Below are 20,587 nucleotides of genomic sequence, written 5' to 3'. Positions count from 1 at the left end.
ACAATAATTAAAGGAAGAAAGAACGTAAAACAGTTGCCGCTACGATAAGGAATATACAAGCACCAAACCAACTGGCTGCTGTCTTGCTTGTATCAGGATCACCGCTACTAAACTTGTTATACACCTTTACCCCGCCAATGAGCCCCACTACTGCTCCAATAGCGTAAATGAGTTTTGTAGCAGGATCAAAATAAGAGGTTACCATTTGTGTAGCTTCCGTGATTCCTGCAGTACCGTTTCCTTGTGCCATTGCACTAATTGTTGATAGTGCAATTACTATCAACACTACTTTTTTTCTGTGTTTTTCCATGCTTTTAATATTTTTTTTGTTCTGTATTCCTACGTTTTGCAGGATTTTGAAACAAATATCAAGTAGAAACAGTTTCTGTTTAATATGTTGTCGTTAAGTGGATTTGTTTGGCATAAGAAGACGTTAAAATTAGTTTTAGCATCGTAAAAACATTAAATTTGACTTGAAAACAAACGCAAATCGCAATATGCGATATTCTGAAGTTTAAAATTGCATATTATAGAATTTATAATTAATATTGCAGATCGCAATATTAATTATAAGGATGGTACAAACAAAAAACAGTCTCAAGCCACAGGACATCATAATCTTGTTAAAAGTCATTGCACTAGGTGAAAAGCCGTGGTTTCATCATACTATTGCTCAAGATTTAGGTATGAGTCAATCGGAAGTAAGCCAATCCTTAAATCGTTCCAAATATGCTGGACTAATTGATAATGCCAGAAAAAAAGTAAACAAAATAGCTTTTAATGAATTTTTACTTCACGGTGTGGCATATGCTTTTCCACAACAACCTGGTGCCTTGGTTAGAGGAATGCTAACCGCCCATTCGGCAGAACCTTTGAATAAAATAATACAAGCAACGGATAAGTATGTTTGGCCAAATGCAAAAGGTTTAGATCGTGGGCAAGCTATAGAACCCTTATACCCTACTGCCGTTGAAGCTTCCTTAAAAGACAACGAGTTATACGAATTACTAACTTTAGTCGACGCTATTAGAGTGGGAAGAGTTAGAGAAAAAGAAATGGCAAAAAGAGAATTAGAAAAAAGGATCCTGAATGTATAATAAAATAATCAATCTCGCTTTAGTAGCGCAAGTAGCCAAGGGTTTGAAGGAACTTAATGAAAAAATGGTGTTCATTGGTGGAGCAGTAATTAGCTTGTATACCGATGATCCTGCTGCGGAAGAAATTCGTCCGACTACTGATATTGACATGACTATTAATTTGGCCAATTATTACGAATGGACACAGATGCAGGAACGATTGGCAGACCTAAATTTCTATCCAGATCCTGAGGGACATTCTATTTGTTCTTATAAATTTCAAGATATTGCCATAGACATTATGCCTGCTGATGATAGTAGCATTGGAGTATCCAATAAATGGTACAAACCAGGATTCAAATACCTACAACAAATAGAATTGCCAGAAGGAATTAAAATTAACGTATTACCATCACCTTATTTTTTAGCTACCAAATTAGAAGCATTTAAAGATAGAGGACAAAATGACTTTTACGGAAGCCACGACTACGAAGATATTATCTATTTGATTGACAATAGAACAACAATAGTTGAAGAAATATTAGCAAGTGAAGATGATGTAAAACAATATATAAAGGAAGAACTTACAACCTTTAAAAACCATCCACAAGCAGAAGAAATTTTAGCCATGCACATACATCCACTTATTAGAGAGGAAAGATTTCAAATGTTAATGGAGAAAATAGAGGGAATAATAAAATAATAGACGAATTTTCAGAATTGAAATCATGATAAAATCCCTAGCAAAATTAAACACAAATTAACTCACAAAAACTTTAACATTCTTAGTAAATCACCTAAATTTTACTACTTTTTTCAGTTTCATTTCGATACATTTACATTTATCAAATTTTAATAATAAGTTTAAGAATAAGGAGACGCCTACAAATATAAAAATATATGCAAAAAAGATCAAACTTAATTTTTGTCAATTTAGAAGATTTAGAATTAGATATTAATAACCCTCGCTTTGGTGAGTTGTATAATGGTAGTAAAAAAGAAGAGGACTTAATTGAATATTTACTTTTTGAAGAAGCTGCAGAAGAAATTGCTAAATCAATTGCCTTTAGAAATGAATTCTATGAAGATAAAGCTTTATGGGTTATAAAAAATTCTGAGGGAAAGTTTACAGTTCGAGACGGAAATAGAAGATGTGCAGCAGTTAAAGCACTTCAAATGCCTGGAAGATTTAGACTTTCAGAAGCAAAAACAACTTTTGTACAATTACCAGTTTATGAATATACGGATGAGGACGAACTGAAATCAAGAATAGGTGAAGAACATGCAGCATCACTTTTTCGTAGTTGGGAACGCATTGCAAAAGCTCTACAAATCCTTGATTTAGCTAACACAGGTAAACAGGATGAAATGATAGTTTCTATAGAAGTTGCTCCTTTTTTCATAATTACATCTTGCAACAGCTGCGTAAAAATAAGGGTGCTTTCCATAACCAAACGATCAGCCGTAATTGGCGTAAAAATGTGGTGCATTCCTGCCAAAGCTTTCAGAATACCAGGAGTATTCACCGTTCCAGGGAGATCAAAAAACAGGACATCAATTGGTACATCAGAAGTATTTAAAAATTCCTCAGCAGCCTCCAATACGCTTTCCGCTTTGTGTTGTAGAATGGGATAGGCTTTTTTGTTGATGGTGGTAAATTGTTTGTAGGCTAGTTTTTTCAAATGCTCATTTTCCATAACCATAGCCAGATCACGAGATTTCATTTTAATCAAACTATGTTGCGGAAAATCGGCATCAAAGACGGCTACGTTGTGACCTAATCGATAGTGCAATGTACTTGCAACTAATGTTGTAAACGTACTTTTTCCGACACCTCCTTTTTGAGAAGAAAAAGCGATAAATTTTGTGTTGTGATTTGCATTCATAGTTCCACTGTTTTTAATTATTTATATCGGTATTAACTTGTATTTGTACATCTTTACTTAGATACCTACAGCAATATGTCTGTACCTCTTTATCTATGATTTTATGTAGTTAAGTAAGCTGTTAACAAAATATCTGCACATTGCATTATGTATTGATATCTGTAGGCAATTCCATGAATATTTTTCCGCACTAGTACTTAGAAACACAAGTACTACTATAATTAATCATGTATTTATCTAGTTCAATCTATCTCTATTTATAACTGTATGTCTGTACTTTTCTATAGTGATACTTATATAATTATGTTGTTACGTACATAGCTAACTAGGTATACCTGTTTGTTTATAAGTACAAAGAAACAGAGCGATATAAGTGCTTTTAACATTGTGGTTGTTCTTGGCTTTTATTGACACGTTTTGGCAATTCCTTTAAGCATAACCATAAACCAATCAATGTCTTACTTTGTAAAAAGACAAAAATGATTACAAAATGAAGGCCATAAATCGAATTTCAAACAAGAACTGGAACGGCCTGAAGCCGTTTTTCCCTGATCTATTAAATCTGTTCCGCCGACAGGCGGACGGATTATCTGTTCACCAGAACAGAGCAAGTTGTGTTTTGAGGCACTCGAAATGAATTCCGTGCCTCAAAACAACTTGCCCTTGCAGGAAGCTAAAAACTCCCTCCGAAGTCGGGGTTTTCTAAAAATTAAAATTGGAATGATCATGGAGAATCAAAAGAACAAAAAACAACACAAAGGTGGTAGGAATCCCAAAAAGGATCCTAGCATTCATCGTTATGTTTTTCGTTTAACGGATCAGGAAAATGCTAAATTCCTTTCGCTTTTTGAAGCTTCTGGATTAGACAATAAAGCTCGTTTTATTACTTCGGTACTATTTGAAAAGCAAATAAAAACGGTAAAAGTAGACATGGCAGCAATGGATTATTACATGCGTTTAACCACTTTGTATGGTCAGTTTCGGGCGGTTGGTGTCAATTACAATCAAATTGTGAAGATATTGTACCGCAATTTCTCCGAAAAGAAAGCAGCAGCTTACCTCTTTAAATTGGAAAAACAAACTATAGAATTAGCGCAGTTATGTCGAGATATCGCTCAATTAACAGCAGAGTTTGAATTGAAACATTTGAAAAAAGAAGAAAAATGATAGCGAAAATTGGTCGTGGAGCAAATATAATTGGTGCACTTACTTATAATCAACTCAAAGTTAACCAAGAAAATGGAGCAATACTAGCGACTCATAGAATAAGAGAAACAGTCAATGGACAGTTTACTGTTAACCAATTATACAGCTCTTTTGAACCCTATTTAATGGCAAATAAACGAACAGAAAAACCAGTTTTACATATCTCACTCAATCCAAATCCTAAAGATAGTGTCACTGATGAAGACTTTAAAAAAATCGCAAAAGATTATATGGATCTTATGGGTTATGGTGACCAGCCTTATGTAGTATTTAAACACACTGATATTGAACGAACGCACATTCATATCGTTTCGACCTGTGTAGATCGTTACGGTAAAAAGTTATCCGACTCCTATGAGAAATTGCGCTCTATGAATGCTTGCCGCGAACTGGAACAAAAATATCAATTGCTTCCTGCTACTGAAAAGAAACACAATTCGAAAGAAGTTATTTTTAAACCCGTTGTCTACAAAGAAGCCAATGTAAAAAGTCAAATAGCATCGGTAATTCGGCATTTGCCAAAGTATTACCAGTATCAAAGTTTAGGAGCTTATAACGCATTACTTTCCCTATTCAATATCACTGCCGAACAAATAACAGAAGAAATTCAAGGTCGAACAAAGCAAGGACTCGTTTATTTTGCACTGGATAAAAATGGAGAAAAAGCAACAAATCCGTTTAAATCCTCACTCTTTGGTAAACAGGCTGGAATGGAAAGTTTACAAAACCATTTTGAACAATCGAAAGTAAAAATGAAGACAGAGCCTTCGAAAGAGATTTTAAAAAATTCAATTGAAGTCGCCATGAATACCACCACTAGTGAAACCGACTTTAAAAAACAACTAGTCGAACAGGGAGTGAATACCGTTGTTCGAAGAAATGACCTAGGGCGAATATATGGAATGACTTATATTGACCACGAATCCCGTTCTGTTTGGAATGGATCCCAATTGCGTAAAAATTTATCTGCCAACGTTTTTAATGAGTTATGGAAAAAGGATGGAACGCAAAAAGTTCAGAATGATGATAAAATTGATAAAAAAGTCTCATCCCAAAATCAAGAAAATGATTCCAAACCAGAAAATGAAAAACCGCATGCTCTTTTCGATTTCCTTAATGGAAATAATTCAACCTATTCTACTACTGATTTTGGCCTTGTAGACAGCCTTGGAAGTTACCTTCCAAATGCTCAAGCTGAAGATTATGAAGAGCAAACATTTGCTAATCAAATCAAGAAAAAGGCGAAACGAAACAATCGTCGTGGCAGGAAATAGTTTCAGCGAGACTACAAATGCCAAAAGACGACAACAAAAGCCAATTCAACTATATTCCTTTACGCTCGATCTACTTTCGCTCGTTATATTTTAAATATTTCTACTATGCAAGGAGAAGACGATTTAAGAGGACTCGCCAAAATAATGGCTTTCATGCGTGCGGTAAGCATCCTATTATTATTGATGCACTTTTACTGGTTTTGCTATAGTTTTTTCTTAGAAAAAGGTTGGACGCTAGAAATCATCAATAAAATACTTGGCAATTTCCAACGAACAGCAAGCCTGTTCTCTCACACCCTATACACAAAGATTTTTGCTCTGGTGTTGTTAGCTTTAAGCTGTTTGGGAACAAAAGGAGTAAAAAACGAAAAAATTAGTTGGACAAAAATATACAGTGCCTTAATCATTGGATTTATACTTTTCTTTCTCAATACACCTTTGTTGAAGTTGCCTGCTGCAATCGCTATCTCCTTGTACATCTTGACTACTTCAGCGGGTTATATTTCGTTAATGGTAGCTGGTGTATGGATTAGCCGCCTACTGCGTACCAATCTTATGGATGACGTTTTTAATAATGAGAATGAAAGCTTTATGCAAGAAACTACATTAATGCAAAATGAATATTCTGTTAACTTGCCAACCAAATTCTACTACAAAGGAAAATGGAATGAAGGATGGATAAACGTTGTAAATCCTTTCCGAGCCTCCATTGTTTTGGGAACACCAGGTTCTGGAAAAAGTTATGCCATCATAAACAACTACATCAAGCAGCATATAGAAAAAGGATTTTCGATGTACATCTACGATTTCAAATTCGATGATCTTTCGACAATTGCATACAATCACTTATTAAAACATAGCGATAAGTATACTGTTAAACCAAAATTCTATATTATCAACTTTGATAATCCTAGCAGAAGCCACCGCTGTAATCCCATCAGTCCAGATTTCATGACTGACATATCAGATGCTTATGAATCGGCTTATACCATTATGTTGAACCTTAACCGCAGTTGGATACAAAAACAGGGCGATTTCTTTGTGGAATCTCCGATTATTTTGCTGGCCGCCATAATCTGGTTTCTGAAAATTTATGATAGTGGAAAGTACTGTACCTTTCCGCATGCTATTGAATTACTGAACAAGAAATATGTTGAAGTATTTACCATCCTTACTTCCTACCCTGATCTCGAAAACTATCTTTCGCCGTTTATGGATGCTTGGCAAGGTGGCGCGCAGGATCAGTTACAGGGACAAATTGCTTCCGCAAAAATTCCGTTGTCACGAATGATTTCGCCCCAACTCTATTGGGTTATGACCGGAGATGATTTTTCGTTGGACATTAACAATCCTAAAGAGCCTAAAATTCTATGCGTTGGTAATAATCCAGATCGTCAAAATATTTATTCGGCGGCACTGGGTTTGTACAATTCGAGAATCATAAAACTGATAAATAAGAAAGGAAAATTAAAAAGCTCAGTTATCATTGATGAGTTGCCAACAATTTACTTCAGAGGATTAGATAATTTAATAGCTACCGCTAGAAGTAATAAAGTAGCGGTTTGCTTAGGATTTCAAGATTATTCGCAATTAACACGTGATTACGGTGACAAAGAAAGTAAGGTAATCCAAAATACCGTAGGCAATATATTCAGTGGCCAGGTTGTGGGAGAAACAGCCAAAAGCTTATCAGAACGCTTTGGAAAAGTATTGCAGAAACGCCAGAGTCTAACGATCAATCGAAATGACAAATCAACTTCGATATCCACTCAATTAGACAGCTTGATTCCAGCTTCCAAAATCTCCACGCTTACCCAAGGGATGTTCGTGGGAGCAGTTTCCGACAACTTTGACGAACGCATCGAACAGAAAATTTTCCATTCGGAAATTGTAGTCGATAACGAAAAAGTAGCTTATGAAACCAAGGCCTATAAAAAAATTCCCGAGATTTTATCTTTCACTGACGAAAACGGACAAGACAATATGAAGATCGAAATTGAAGCTAATTACAAACAGATAAAACGGGATATTGTTTTAATTATCGAAAGTGAATTGGATCGTATTAAAAATGATCCTGATTTACAGCATTTGGTGCAGGAGGGTTGAAATAGTAAAACGTGAATTATAGAATTCAATACATAATGTTTGTTATTATGTACATATTTGCTATTTTTGTTCATATTAATGAACATTTACTGAAATGAGCGTAAAGAAACAAATTGTCTTCCCTAAACACCAACTCCTTTTAGAGCAAATGGGTGAGAATATTAAATTAGCTCGAAAAAGAAGAAAACTAACCGCCATACAAGTTTCTGAAAGAGCCGATATTGCTAGAACTACGTTATATCAAATAGAAAAAGGAAATTCTAGTGTGGCAATAGGTGCTTATTTCAATGTCCTCAGGGTATTAGGCTTACAAGATGATTTTTTAAAATTAGCCGCGGATGATGAACTAGGAAGAAAACTCCAAGACCTTGACCTGTTAAAATAATAAAACACAAAATATGTTTCCATCTAAAACCGATATCTACGTTTATGCCCATTGGCAAGAAATGCAGGAACCTAAATTAATAGGTATCTTATCTGCGCAACAAGCCAAAGGAAAAAAAGCATTTAGTTTTGAATACGATAAAAATTGGCTTAAAACAGAACATAAATTTCTTTTGGATCCGGACATCCAATTATACGGTGGTCCACAATACCCAAACCAAAAAGAAAACTTCGGTATTTTTTTAGATAGTATGCCTGATACATGGGGACGAACTTTAATGAAACGTCGCGAAGCCCAACAAGCTAGAGAACATAATGAAAAACCAAAAACACTTTATGATATTGATTTTCTTTTAGGCGTGTATGACGAAAGTCGTATGGGAGCGTTACGATTTAAAACCGACCCAAATGGAGATTTCTTAGACAATAACAAAACAACTTCAACACCACCATGGTCTTCCATTCGAGAACTACAAAATGCAGCGTCCATTTTCGAGAATGATAACGACAACGAAGAAGTCAATAAATGGTTAACGGTATTAATGGCTCCTGGTTCTTCATTAGGTGGAGCAAGACCTAAAGCCAATATTTTAGACAATGACAAAAGCCTTTGGATTGCCAAATTCCCTTCCAAAACGGATACTATTGATAAAGGAGCTTGGGAGTTTCTAGCCTATCAACTAGCAATCAATGCTGGTATTGACATGGCTCCCTCTAGAATCGAAAAAATCATGGGCAACCACAACACCTTTTTCACCAAACGCTTCGATAGAGAAAACGGGACAAGAATTCATTTCGCTTCCGCTATGACCATGACAGGCAACAACGAAAATACCATAAAGGACAATCCTGCAAGTTATTTAGATATTGCCGAATTCATAAGCAATCATGGTGCGAACGTCCAAGAAAACCTCCAACAATTATGGCGCAGAATAATCTTTAACATCGCTATTTCAAACACTGATGATCATTTGCGTAACCACGGATTTATATTGACCAAAGAAGGTTGGATCCTCTCCCCTGCTTATGACCTAAACCCGTCAATTGACAAAGATGGTTTGGCCTTAAATATTGATATGGATAATAATGTATTAGATTTTGAATTAGCTATAAGTGTCGGTGCATATTTTAGACTGAACTCTTTGCAAATGGATGACATTATTCAAGAAGTTACACAAGTTACAAGCAACTGGAAAATGATAGCTAAAGAAATAGGGATTCCAAGAAGTGAACAGGAATTGATGGAAAAAGCTTTTATTATACCCTAAATTTAAAATATATAAACTCAATTCCCCCAATTTGTAAGGCTTATTTATTAATTTCGGCAATTGATAAAAATAGAAGCTTTTTACCATTGGCATAAAGTTTTAACATTAAATAATCCAATAAAAAAGAATGAGCATAAACATACTAAAATACGAAAGTGATATTTGGAAAACAGCAAATTTATTAATTGCATCAGGTATAAAACAAAGTGATTTCCCAAAATTTATGATGCCTTTTTTCGCTCTTCTAATGGTAGAAAGTAGATTAGTAAGAGAAGCTAAAAGACTGAAAGAAGAAATTGGAGATATTGATATTGAAGATTTTATAGAAATGTTTCAATTAGAAGGTCTAGGATATAACGATTTTGTAATCAGAAAAAATAAAACGCTAAAAGACATTTGTAAAAATGATAAAGCTTTTGATGTTGATTTTCACGCTTATTTAAAAGCATTTGACCCAGAAACAAAATATTTATTAGGAGTTGATAAAGGAACTGAAGAGGAAAAGTTTTTGGATATTTCGGGTATTAGTGGACAGTTAAAAAAGAAACGTATTTTATTTGAAACAGTTCAAACTTGGAGTGAGATTGATTTAACGCCATTCAATAATTCTGAAATTACAACTTTAGAAGAACACATTAAAAGAAAATGGGCTGATATTTCTGCTGAAACGGCTGGAGAACAATATACGCCAGATGATATTATTTGGCTTATTACAGATATTATTCTCTCAAAAATTGAGGACAACGATAGCTTTTTAACGATTTATGATCCTACGTGTGGCGGAGGAAATCTACTTTTTGGAGTTGAAGATAAAATTAAAGAAAAATACAAAAGACCAACTAAAACATTTGGCGAAGATTGGAGTGATAGTTTATTTGCTTTAGCTAAAATTGAAAGTCGTTTTAGAAACGATAGTGATATTCGTTATGGAAATACATTAACCAATATTTCATTTATTGAAAAACGTTTTGATATCATAGTTGCAAATCCACCTCACGGTATTCCGTGGGATGGTTATAAAAAAGATATTTACAATGACACAACAGAACGTTTTGTAGCATTACCGGCAATATCAGACGGGCAACTTTTATTTGCACAACACAACCTTTTTCAATTATCTGATACAGGTTTAGGTGTTGTAGTGCATAATGGTTCTGCTTTGTTTAGTGGCGATGCCAAAAGTGGTGAAAGCAATATTAGAAAATATATTTTTGATAATGATTGGGTTGAGGCTATAATTCAAATGCCAACAGATGAATTTTTCAATACTGGAATTTATACTTATTTGTGGATTTTCAATAAAAATAAAGTAGCCGAAAGAAAAGACAAAGTAATGCTAATTAATGCAGCCGATCTGTTTGTGCCTTTAAAGAAAAGTAAAGGTAAAAAGCGTAAGGAAATGAGCGTTGAAAATAGATTAGACATTGTAAAAGCGCTAACTGAATTTAAACCAAATGAGTTTAGTAAAGTATTTGATAAATGGTACTTTTATTATAACAAGCAAAGCATAATTCTTACCAATGTTGATGATTTTGGTAATGCTATTGAAATGCCAAACAAAGTATCTAAAGATGGCGAAGTAAAAGAGGAAAAGAGCATTAAAATTGATGTAAAAACTATTGCGGTTTTGGATAGTTTCAAAGAAAATGGAATGAAAGCCATAAACACTACCGAAATAACCGAATTTGATAAAACAGCCTATTCAAGCTTATCAGATTATTTTGAAAATCATTATAAAGCTCTTGTAAACAGTATTGAGTATAAAGATGATGCCTTTATATTATTTGACAATCAAGGCAATTCATTTACCTATGATAATAACAAAGAAAGTATTGTTGTAAAAGACAAAAAGCAAAAGGAGAGCTTTTTAGGTAATGGTAAAATAGTTATTAAATCTTCTTATAAAAAAGCAACTAAAACCAAAGCAGAACATATTTTGGTAACTGCTGAACTCACAAAAGACTTGCAAAAAGATTATGAGGTAATTCCATATAGCCCAATTGAGGAGACAAACCAAAAATACATTGCCGATTTTATGGCAAAATATGTAACCAAACCATTTGAATATTTAGAAAATAGTATTGGCGTTGAAATTAATTTCAATAAAGTTTTCTACAAGCCAGAGGTGTTAAGAAATATTATTGAAATTTCTGCCGATTTAATGGAATTAGAAAATGATTTAGCTAACCTTGAAAAAGAATTAGCAATATGATTAAGTACGACAAATAGAAATCATCAGAAATAAATTGGTTAGGTGATATTCCAAACGATTGGGAAGTTAAAAGGGTAAAAGATTTGGCTAAAACAAAGTCAGGTACAACTCCTCACAGTCAAACAAAAAAATATTATTCGAAAGGTATACATAATTGGGTTAGGACTACAGATTTAAATGATGGAGAATTATTTGAAGTTGAATATAAAATTACAGATATTGCTGTAGAAGAATGTAATGTGTCATTTTTACCAATAAACACTATTTTAGTTGCAATGTATGGTGGTTTTGGAACGATTGGGAAAAACAGTATTTTAAAAAAAGCTTCAACTATTAATCAGTCTGTATGTGCAATTTTACCAAGTAATAAATTGAATTCGGAATACTTTTTATATTTCTTAAAATTCTTCAGAAGTAGTTGGAAAATTTTTGCAGATGGTGCGAGAAAAGATCCAAATATAAATCAAGATGCTGTTAAAAATTTATTTATTTATTTTCCAAAAATTAAAGAGCAAAGTCAAATAGTTAATTTTCTTAATACCAAAACCCAAGCCATTGACAAAAAAATAAACCTACTGACGCAAAAAGCCAATTACTACAAAGAATATAGAAAAAGCATTATTAACGAAACCGTTTGCAAAGGTTTAGATAAAGATGTAAAGTTGAAAGATAGCGGCATTGATTGGATTGGTCAAATTCCGGAACATTGGGAAGTGAAGAGATTGAAAAATATTGCTAAAACAATTAAAGGAAAAAATCTTGATTTCTTTGATGAGCATTTTGAGAATAGTTTGCCAAATCTTTCATTAGATTATTTAAGAAATGATACTGTCACGTTTAATAATTTTTGTTATTCGTCTGATAAATCTTTGTTAGCCGATGAAAAAGATATTATTATTATTTGGGATGGTGCTGGAGTTGGCGAAATTTTGAAAGCAAAAAAAGGTTTCATTTCTTCTACAATTGCAAAGTTTGATTTTCATAAAAGTTTATCATCTAAATATTTCTTTCATTTAAGAGATAATATTGAATATGTTTTGAAACAAATACCAACAGGAATGGGAATACCACATTTAAATCCTCATATCTTAAATAATTTTCCTTGTCCGTTTCCACCTTTAAGGGAACAAACAGAAATTGCCAAATATTTAGATACCAAAACCCAAACAATTGATAAAATAGTTTCAAATATCAATACACAAATTCAAACGCTGAAAGAATTACGTAAAACATTAATAAATGATGCCGTAACAGGTAAAATAAAAGTAAATTAAACTGATGAATAAAATCAAACTATTTATAATGTCGTTTTGGATTTTTTTCCTTTTACTAATTATAGTAACGGTAGATATTCCATTTTCTTTTGCTAAAGAATTCAAATTAGTGCAATTTTCAAGTTTAATAACTATTTCAAACTGCATTGCTTTTGGAGGTTTTATTTTTCTTCTATTAGGTGGTTTATTCTATTATCAATTTAAAAATAAGTTAAAAGGAGATTTGGATATTCCTGTTGAGATTTTAAAAATTGAAAATATAAATTATGAATATTTTGCATTGTTGATGACCATTATATCACTAATTTCTTTTGATTTTAAAACTATTAGGGGATTGATTTTGTTGACAGTATTACTAGTAATATAGTTTAGCCCCTTAATAGTTCGGAGTGTTATTTTAAATTTCAAAATTATATATTTGAGATATGAAATACAAGAAATGGACTTTAGCTCAGAAGCTAGAAATACTAGCTGCTTCAGAGGATACTGGTATTGTAGAAGCATGCCGTAAGTTTGGCGTGAGTACGGCAAGTTTATATAACTGGAAGAAGAAGTACGAACACAAAGGCGAGGCTGGCTTAAAAGTCACCTATGACACTAAAAGCAAAGAGCTGAAAGATGCAGAAGAGGAAAATCGGATTCTACGCAAGCTACTGAGCAATAAAGAAATAGAATTAGAGGTACAAAGGGAGCTTTAAAAAAAAAAGTTTGGGACATCCGATCCAAGAAAGATTTAGTGAACTCTATTTATCAAAAGCATAAATGTAGCAAGGCTAAGATAATAAAGATGGTTGGTATAATTAGCAGTAGTTATTATAGAAAACCAAATTTTGGTAAGAAAGGCAATCATCCTACGGCAGTAACATTTCATCATAAAAATGGTTTTGTTAGTCAATTAGATGTTGTAAAATCTATTAAAAAAATCTTAAAACATGAATTTATAGATTGTGGTTATCGGTTGATTACCAAGTATCTAAATAGAGATGGCTACCAAATAAATCATAAAAAACTGTACCGAATTATGAAAGAAGAAGGACTTTTAAAACTCGAGAATAGAATTAACAGAAGTGGTTCTGGACGTAAGTTTGTGAAATTTAGGAAAGTTTATACTTCTAGACCATTGCAATGTTTAGAAATGGATATTAAAATGGTATGGGTGCCAAATGTTGGTAAAAATGCATATTTATTATCTGTAATTGATGTTCATACACGACGAATTTTAAAGGATTATTTTTCTTTCAACATAAAGCAAAAACACGTTATAGAATTACTATCCCAACTTTTTGACGAATATAACTACCCTGAAAGCGTTGTTATTAGAAGTGATAATGGAAGTCAATTTATAGCTAAAAGCGTCCGTGAATATTTAGGGTTAATAGGTGTTCAACAAGAATTTACCCATGTCGCAACACCTGAAGAAAATGCTCATATAGAAGCCTATCATGGAATCTTGAAGAAGGAAGTGTTTTCCAGGTTCGATTATCGAACTTTTGGAGAGGTTCAGCAGATATTAAAACGATTTGTCTCTTTTTATAACAATGAAAGACTTCATGGACTCCTAGGAAGAATCACTCCAATGGAGAAATGGAACTCGGATAAACATCTAATAGAAATGAAAAAATTAACCGCTTAATTAAAAATCGAAATTTAAAATAGTACTCTTGTTTTATAGGGGTCAAAACATAATAATGGGAGCAATTTTTATTAAAACAGAATTATTTTATTCAAATCCCTCTTTTGCATTATTGGGGTTTCATATTTACAGAGCTGAAACAAACAATTCTTTACTTTCGTGCAGTATATTTATTACAAAGGATAAAATTAAGGAAGGAGATAAAGTTAAATATTTAATGATTTCCGAAAAAGTATATTTCACTAAAAAAATATAAAGTATGAATTTAGAAGAGATTAAAGAGAAGTTACACTCCATTTGCGAAATGGAAGGGATTGGAATTAATGTATATTTTCTTTTGAAGGCAGAAAATAATTATGTTTTGAAAAGAGCAAATATTATTGAGAACGTTAAAACTACAATAATAAGTTCATATAAAAATTCTTTAAATTCAATTATTCAAAATGAAGATTTAGCCCTACTTAATTTATCTGCTGCGGACGATAGAATTCATGCTTTTTATAAATATGATTTAGAAGAAACACCAGGAGTATTTAATTTTTTTGAGGAAATAACTAATCCTCAAAATCAAATACCATACTTCTCTTTTGACTTGGATGAATTAGCGGACTTGGAAGGATATTTTGTTTATTTTGGTGACCATGCAAACAATGTTTTATTTTATAGAAAACAAATGTCGGTAAATCTCTTTAAGCAAGGAAAAATCTATCTAATAAAAGGTCATGAAACACAATTTACAAGCATTGACGAGGAATTTTTAAGAATTGATGGTAAAATAGATGTTTTAAAAATAGAAGCTGTTATTTATATAAATAATATAGACATACTAGAACGCCACTACGAGTTTAGAAATATAATAATTAATGAAGCAACAGCATCAATAGAGAACATAAGTGCTTTACAAATTCTTGAAAACATTGAAGTTTTAAGTGAAAGAATAAATGATGTTGCTTTTGCTAGAAAATTATCTAAAATTTCAACTACTTCTCCAGTCTTTCAACTTCCAAAAGAAACTATTATGAATTTTGTTAGAGGACATCTAACGTTAGGACACGAGTTTCGCTATTCTCAAGATGGTACAAAAATACTTTTAGACACAAAAAAATCTCAAAATTTCTTTTTACGATTGATGAATGATGATTTTCTTCATTCTCAATTAACCGATTATGATTATGTGACTCCTGCAAAAGATAAATTATAAAAATGAACGAACTCGATTTACAAGACAAATATTTAGTACACTTTTTTTGTGAGCGTCCAGATGGTTTACAATACAAAGAAGCTAAAGCCAATACGGTTTCAGCTCAATTCTTTATTAACGAAGATTTAAAGCAGTTTATTTCTGAAACGTCATTAAACAAAGACAATTATAAAAAATTGTTACGCAAATTTTCCAATAACGAAAAGGAGTTAATGAATGCTATTACTTTGTTTCTTGACGAAAAAGTAAAGTCGTCAATGAATATGGCTTTATTTATTAATACCAATAAGTCAGTTACTTTCGAGGGAATAAAGTTGCATTTGTTTTATCCAAGCGGAAGCGAAACCCACGAAGATAAATTGTTTGACGAGAATATATTTTCAATAGTTCAGGAGTTGCCTTATACATTCAAATATGATGGTAAACCTCGTTTCTCTTTTCGTCCTGATTTATCCTTTTTTCTTAATGGTATTTTTCTTGGGTATAGTGAACTAAAAAGCAATTGGAACAATCAAAATGCTAAAACCAACGGCAGAAAAAAAGTAGCTAAAGATTACCTTTCAGCAGTTCAAGAATATTTACAAATTGCCGATGGTAATGATTTATCTCAAAGTATCAAAAAAGATTTCCTAAAAATATTTGAAAAAGCAATTCACATCACTTCAACAGATATAAATGAAACCTACGTTATCAGAAATATTTCCAATCAATTTGAAGAAATAAAAGCAACAGTTGTTACTGGAGATTATGATTTTGAAAATTACAATAAGAAGATTTTAAAAGATTTTAAACCTTATCCGCTTTTAAACAAAGAAGCCGATAAACTACATAAGTTTGAAGAGGTTTTTAAGGCATTGTATGATAAAAAAATGATTGAGAAAGAAATTCTTTATTACAATTTTATTGAGCGTGAATTAGTTAAAAAAGAAGGTAGTAACGTAAAAGAATATAAGCACAATGATGGGAGATTAATAAGTCCAAGACCAAAGCAAAAGTTCGGAACAGATAAAATAATAAATAAAATCAATGAGTTTTTAGAACACGAAAGCGAACCTGATTATTTTATTACCAAACTCGAAAAAGAGTTAAAAGCAAAAGGTATTGGAGAAACCCAAATAAAAGAACTAATTGCAAAAAGGTTAAAGTATCAAAACAATAAAAATGTCTATTCATTATTATTGCAATATGCAGCAGGATTTGGAAAAAGTAACATTATTGGTTGGACAGCATTACAATTAAAAGATTATCGCAAAGAAGGCAACTATGTTTACGATAAAGTAATGTTGGTTGTAGATAGGTTACAACTTCGTGACCAATTAGATACAATGCTTCATAATATGAATATTCAAAAAGGAATGTTTCTAGAAGCTTCAGATAAAAAAAGTTTTATGACTGCTTTAAGTAGTGATAAAAGAGTAATTGTAGTAAATGTTCAAAAATTTGCAACGGTTAAAGATATTCTTGATGATGAGGTTACTACAAAGCTTTCAAAATTAAGGATTGCATTTCTAATTGATGAAATCCATAGAAGCAATAGCGGAGCACAACACGAAGAAATGATTAGTGTTTTTGATGAATTGCAAAGTAGTTTTGATAATAACAAACAATACCAATCATCAGCTAACAAGAAGAATTTAATCATTGGTTTTACTGCAACTCCAAGCGATCATACATTAGCTCGATTTGGAGAATATAATAAATATGCCGAAGCCGAGAAAATATGGATACCATTTGACAGCTATACTATGAAAGAAGCCATTGAAGATGGTTTTATTTTAAATCCAATAAAAGGGATTGTGCCGGTATCTGCTAAAATGTATTTCGAAATTCCCGAAAATGAATTAGAGGGTTTTGAAAAGTCAATGGGTTATGAAGAAATCCCTGACGATACCGATACTGGAATAGATGATGAAGGTAAAAAATATGCCATCCGTAAAAAGAAAATATATTCCAATCCGCAACGAATTGAAGCTATTGCAAAATTCATTTCCGAAAGATTAGTAACAACAGTATATCATAACATTAGAGGAACAGCTAAAGCAATGTTGGCAGTATCATCTATTCCAAATGCCATTAAATACAAAAGATTAATTGACAAGCAATACAAAGCATTAGTTGAACAAAAGAAATATGATAGGTTCAAAGATGCGCCAATTTATATTGTGTATTCCGACAGTCAAGACCATCCAACTAGTAATAGTGTTAATGATGGCTTGAATGAAAAACAAGTCTTGCAAAATTTTAAATTGGCTAAAAATGGTTTAATAATAGTAGTTGATAAATTGCAAACTGGATTTGATGAACCTAAATTACATACTTTGTTTTTAGACAAAGAAATTAGAGGTATCAACGCTATTCAAACTATTTCTAGAGTAAACAGAACAACCAAATATAAAAACGATTGCAAGATTATTGATTTGTCTTATAAAAATGTAAATGTAAAAAACATCAAATTAGCTTTTGAACATTTTAGTAATGTAGTAGTTTCAGACTTTGACCCATTAGGAGACGAAGAGAAATTAGAAATTTATTTGAAAGAATTAAAAGAGAATGATTTATTTATAAAAAATTTCAAATCCTTTCAAGAATACAATACTACTAATGCAGATATAAAAATCATTTTAGCAATTGATAATGATTTTACACGATTTATAACTACACAAAAGAAAGAAGCAAAGAAACTTAAAAAAATAGTTAGTGCGTATTTCAAAATATTAAATCTAATAGAATTTGTAATTGAACTAGACAAAAAATATAGCCAAGAACTATTTTTACAATTCTGGCGTAAGTTCAATATTATTTACAGCCAAATCAACAAAGACAATGAAGTTATTGATGATGTAGAAATATATTTTGATAACAAAATAGGTATTGTTGCTCCACAAGATTATGCAGTTAAGGATATAAAACTAAAGGTGCTTGGAGAACCTAATGGCGAATACGGCGAAAACAAATTCAAATACAATATTTTAAAAGTAATTGAAAAACGAAATCAAGAAGAAGAAGCTATAGCCGAATTGATTGTAGATTTTGAAAGTAAAATAGATACCTTTTTTGGTTTCATCAAATCGGACGATATAGGTAAACGCTTAATAGCAAAAATTAGAGATGGTGGTTCTGCATTCTCACAAGATGAAATTTATTCAGACTTTAATAAATTGTATCGAAAATATACCATAATGAATAAAGATTTAGGAGAGTTTTTCAAGAGAGAAACAAAGGATATTCTAAATCAATTATGTGATGATTTTGAGAGGAATTTAATTTAATAACCAATATTACAGAGTACCATAAACTAATTAAAATCATGAATCTTTACCATCTCAATAATCATCAGCTTTCAACTCTAAAAGAAAAGCCCTTTAAACTAGAAAAAGAAATACAAACGTTGTTTGAACAGAACCTATTTCAAATTACAGGTTTAGAAATGGTAAAAAGAGAATTTAGCATAAAAGGAAAACGTATTGACACGCTAACTTATGATAGTCAATCAAATGCCTTTATTATTATTGAATACAAGCGAGATAAAAATGTGAGTGTTGTCGATCAAGGATTTACCTATTTAAGTTTAATGCTGGAAAACAAGGCAGATTTTGTATTGTGTTACAACGAAACCCTTCAAAAAACATTACATAGCAGTAAAATTGACTGGTCGCAAACACGGGTTGTTTTTGTTTCTCCTAGCTTTACCGAAAACCAGCGATTAGCCACCAACTTCAAAGATATTGCAATTGAACTATGGGAAATAAAACGCTATGAAAATGATTTGATAAGCATAAACCCTATCAAAAAAACCAAATCAGCTGAAAGCATCAAGCCGCTCACCCAACAAAATGGTATCATAAAAGCGGTAACGGATGAAATCAAAGTATACACTGAAGAAGATCATACAAAAGGATATCCAGAAGAAATAATTGAATTATATGAAACCTTTAAAAATGCAATTTTGAATTTGGCTGATGATATTGAAATTGTTCCTAAAAAACTATATATCGCATTCAAAAAGAATAAAAACATTTCAGATATTGTAATCACTAAAAAAGGAATTAGGATATTTATAAACATGAAGAAAGGGCTATTAGATGACCCTAAAGAAATAGTGAGAGATGTTTCTGAAATTGGGCACTGGGGTAATGGTGATTATGAAGTTTTTGTTATAGATACAATATTTTTAGAATATATTATGAGTTTGGTGAAACAGGCTATAATTTAATTGCAATTAGTAGTATATTTACATTATGAATTTAGAGAGTATCATTACAATAATTGCATCAGTAGTTTCCATCTTGTTGGCTGCTAAAAATGACACACCCTTATTCTCCTTTTTAAAAAAAACCTTTTTTTAATATTTTGAGATACGAAAACGTCCCAGTAAAATATTAAAAATATTGATTTTCAAAAAGTTAAATAGCAAATCGTGACCCCTCTAGGATTCGAACCTCTACAAGTTTTACAGTGATTTTAAACCGGAAATTGTAAAAGATGTAAGCCTAATGCTTCATAGAATAAGTGAAAGATGAAAGAGATTAAACATAAAGATTTCTCGAAGGAAATAGCAATCATTATAAAATTTGAAAATTTCAAGAAACAAGAAATTGTACTAGAAAAAGGAGGTGAAAAAGCATTTCTCACGAAAACGAAGACTGATTATCAACTTTACTTTGATGGTATTTTTCCATATAATGGAACCAAAAAACTTAAAGTAAGGATCGATGGAGAAGAATACACATTAAAATCAACCGATTTTCAAGAACCGATGCATTCTGGACTTGCACTCATTCCAGCACAGTATACTTTTGATGTAGAAAGCGTATCAAAAGGAACTATAAACGATGCTGCTTTCTTTAAAATGTTCTTTTTTGATGACTCGCAAAAAACGAATATCTTTTATTCAAAATTGGAGATCATTCGCGATTATGGACATTCTTTTAACTGCGTTCAACTTTGTATTTTACAAAAAAGATATGAGATATATGCTGCTCCCCAAAAAACGTACAACTTTTTGTGTGAATTTAAGATAGGATTAAAAACCTTAAATTAGCAGAATTATGTCAAGAACAAGAAGAG

18 protein-coding genes are annotated in these 20,587 nt (G+C 31.9%); 16 read left to right on the top strand and 2 right to left on the bottom strand.

The features are described from left to right. Positions 1-7 precede the first annotated feature (7 nt). On the bottom strand, positions 8-310 hold the full coding sequence (locus tag BUC11_RS06850; protein WP_073352922.1) for a DUF4134 domain-containing protein: 303 nt from the start codon (positions 308-310) through the stop codon (positions 8-10). Between the two features lie 265 nt (positions 311-575). Between BUC11_RS06850 and BUC11_RS06845 the strand changes: the two genes are divergently transcribed. Continuing rightward, positions 576-1,097, top strand: coding sequence for a hypothetical protein (locus tag BUC11_RS06845; RefSeq protein ID WP_073352921.1), 522 nt, complete (start codon positions 576-578; stop codon positions 1,095-1,097). Then, positions 1,090-1,779 carry a nucleotidyl transferase AbiEii/AbiGii toxin family protein gene (locus BUC11_RS06840; RefSeq protein WP_073352920.1) on the top strand — a complete coding sequence of 230 codons (690 nt, stop codon included), beginning with the start codon at positions 1,090-1,092 and terminating at the stop codon, positions 1,777-1,779. The genes BUC11_RS06845 and BUC11_RS06840 overlap by 8 nt, the downstream gene beginning before the upstream one ends. 529 nt (positions 1,780-2,308) lie before the next feature. On the opposite strand, the gene BUC11_RS06835 is transcribed toward BUC11_RS06840, so the two are convergent. Next, on the bottom strand, positions 2,309-2,962 hold the full coding sequence (locus tag BUC11_RS06835; RefSeq protein ID WP_084129549.1) for a ParA family protein: 654 nt from the start codon (positions 2,960-2,962) through the stop codon (positions 2,309-2,311). A gap of 726 nt (positions 2,963-3,688) precedes the next feature. On the opposite strand from BUC11_RS06835, the gene mobA reads away from it, so the two are divergent. From mobA to BUC11_RS06760, 14 genes are all read left to right on the top strand, one after another. Next, on the top strand, positions 3,689-4,129 hold the full coding sequence (gene mobA, locus BUC11_RS06830) for a conjugal transfer protein MobA (RefSeq protein ID WP_073352975.1): 441 nt from the start codon (positions 3,689-3,691) through the stop codon (positions 4,127-4,129). Then, positions 4,126-5,442, top strand: a complete 1,317-nt coding sequence (gene mobB, locus BUC11_RS06825) for a conjugal transfer protein MobB (protein WP_073352919.1) — start codon at positions 4,126-4,128, stop codon at positions 5,440-5,442. Before mobA ends, mobB begins: the two co-directional genes overlap by 4 nt. 105 nt (positions 5,443-5,547) lie before the next feature. Further along, positions 5,548-7,548, top strand: a complete 2,001-nt coding sequence (gene mobC / locus BUC11_RS06820) for a conjugal transfer protein MobC (protein WP_073352918.1) — start codon at positions 5,548-5,550, stop codon at positions 7,546-7,548. Between the two features lie 94 nt (positions 7,549-7,642). After that, positions 7,643-7,933 (top strand): helix-turn-helix domain-containing protein, encoded by a 291-nt coding sequence (locus BUC11_RS06815; RefSeq protein ID WP_073352917.1) that lies wholly within the window; start codon positions 7,643-7,645, stop codon positions 7,931-7,933. A 13-nt stretch (positions 7,934-7,946) separates the two neighbouring features. Further along, positions 7,947-9,200, top strand: a complete 1,254-nt coding sequence (locus BUC11_RS06810) for a type II toxin-antitoxin system HipA family toxin (RefSeq protein WP_073352916.1) — start codon at positions 7,947-7,949, stop codon at positions 9,198-9,200. A gap of 127 nt (positions 9,201-9,327) precedes the next feature. Next, on the top strand, positions 9,328-11,412 hold the full coding sequence (locus BUC11_RS06805; protein WP_084129547.1) for an HsdM family class I SAM-dependent methyltransferase: 2,085 nt from the start codon (positions 9,328-9,330) through the stop codon (positions 11,410-11,412). An 83-nt stretch (positions 11,413-11,495) separates the two neighbouring features. Beyond that, entirely contained in the window at positions 11,496-12,686 is a 1,191-nt protein-coding gene (locus tag BUC11_RS06800) for a restriction endonuclease subunit S (RefSeq protein ID WP_073352915.1), read from the top strand. Positions 12,687-12,690: 4 nt separating this feature from the next. After that, on the top strand, positions 12,691-13,053 hold the full coding sequence (locus BUC11_RS06795) for a hypothetical protein (protein WP_139259437.1): 363 nt from the start codon (positions 12,691-12,693) through the stop codon (positions 13,051-13,053). Positions 13,054-13,111: 58 nt separating this feature from the next. After that, complete coding sequence (locus BUC11_RS06790) at positions 13,112-13,384, top strand: transposase (RefSeq protein WP_073352913.1); 273 nt, start codon at positions 13,112-13,114, stop codon at positions 13,382-13,384. A gap of 38 nt (positions 13,385-13,422) precedes the next feature. Beyond that, positions 13,423-14,319 carry an IS3 family transposase gene (locus BUC11_RS06785; protein WP_245793798.1) on the top strand — a complete coding sequence of 299 codons (897 nt, stop codon included), beginning with the start codon at positions 13,423-13,425 and terminating at the stop codon, positions 14,317-14,319. Positions 14,320-14,578: 259 nt separating this feature from the next. Beyond that, positions 14,579-15,520: an anti-phage protein KwaB gene (kwaB, locus tag BUC11_RS06775; protein WP_084129545.1), complete on the top strand. Its 942-nt coding sequence runs from the start codon at positions 14,579-14,581 to the stop codon at positions 15,518-15,520. Positions 15,521-15,522: 2 nt separating this feature from the next. Next, entirely contained in the window at positions 15,523-18,789 is a 3,267-nt protein-coding gene (locus tag BUC11_RS06770) for a DEAD/DEAH box helicase family protein (protein WP_073352910.1), read from the top strand. A gap of 38 nt (positions 18,790-18,827) precedes the next feature. Beyond that, positions 18,828-19,733 (top strand): DUF5655 domain-containing protein, encoded by a 906-nt coding sequence (locus tag BUC11_RS06765; protein ID WP_073352909.1) that lies wholly within the window; start codon positions 18,828-18,830, stop codon positions 19,731-19,733. 303 nt (positions 19,734-20,036) lie between these two features. After that, a complete protein-coding gene (locus BUC11_RS06760) occupies positions 20,037-20,561 on the top strand; it encodes a hypothetical protein (RefSeq protein WP_073352908.1) in 525 nt (174 codons plus the stop codon). Positions 20,562-20,587: the final 26 nt, after the last annotated feature.

Origin of the sequence: Flavobacterium xanthum (assembly GCF_900142695.1) — a bacterium.
In the GTDB taxonomy this organism is placed as follows: domain Bacteria; phylum Bacteroidota; class Bacteroidia; order Flavobacteriales; family Flavobacteriaceae; genus Flavobacterium; species Flavobacterium xanthum.
Note: the sequence above shows the minus strand (reverse complement) of the source record. Positions and strands in the feature narration are given on the sequence as shown.

Coding starts and splice junctions, on each gene's coding strand:
- BUC11_RS06810 (WP_073352916.1), top strand. CDS start 7,947: ATGTTTCCATCTAAAACCGATATCTACGTTTATGCCCATTGGCAAGAA.
- mobB (WP_073352919.1), top strand. CDS start 4,126: ATGATAGCGAAAATTGGTCGTGGAGCAAATATAATTGGTGCACTTACT.
- mobC (WP_073352918.1), top strand. CDS start 5,548: ATGCAAGGAGAAGACGATTTAAGAGGACTCGCCAAAATAATGGCTTTC.
- BUC11_RS06835 (WP_084129549.1), bottom strand. CDS start 2,962: ATGAATGCAAATCACAACACAAAATTTATCGCTTTTTCTTCTCAAAAA.
- BUC11_RS06760 (WP_073352908.1), top strand. CDS start 20,037: ATGAAAGAGATTAAACATAAAGATTTCTCGAAGGAAATAGCAATCATT.
- BUC11_RS06795 (WP_139259437.1), top strand. CDS start 12,691: ATGAATAAAATCAAACTATTTATAATGTCGTTTTGGATTTTTTTCCTT.
- BUC11_RS06770 (WP_073352910.1), top strand. CDS start 15,523: ATGAACGAACTCGATTTACAAGACAAATATTTAGTACACTTTTTTTGT.
- BUC11_RS06815 (WP_073352917.1), top strand. CDS start 7,643: ATGAGCGTAAAGAAACAAATTGTCTTCCCTAAACACCAACTCCTTTTA.
- BUC11_RS06765 (WP_073352909.1), top strand. CDS start 18,828: ATGAATCTTTACCATCTCAATAATCATCAGCTTTCAACTCTAAAAGAA.
- kwaB (WP_084129545.1), top strand. CDS start 14,579: ATGAATTTAGAAGAGATTAAAGAGAAGTTACACTCCATTTGCGAAATG.
- mobA (WP_073352975.1), top strand. CDS start 3,689: ATGGAGAATCAAAAGAACAAAAAACAACACAAAGGTGGTAGGAATCCC.
- BUC11_RS06790 (WP_073352913.1), top strand. CDS start 13,112: ATGAAATACAAGAAATGGACTTTAGCTCAGAAGCTAGAAATACTAGCT.
- BUC11_RS06845 (WP_073352921.1), top strand. CDS start 576: ATGGTACAAACAAAAAACAGTCTCAAGCCACAGGACATCATAATCTTG.
- BUC11_RS06805 (WP_084129547.1), top strand. CDS start 9,328: ATGAGCATAAACATACTAAAATACGAAAGTGATATTTGGAAAACAGCA.
- BUC11_RS06840 (WP_073352920.1), top strand. CDS start 1,090: ATGTATAATAAAATAATCAATCTCGCTTTAGTAGCGCAAGTAGCCAAG.
- BUC11_RS06850 (WP_073352922.1), bottom strand. CDS start 310: ATGGAAAAACACAGAAAAAAAGTAGTGTTGATAGTAATTGCACTATCA.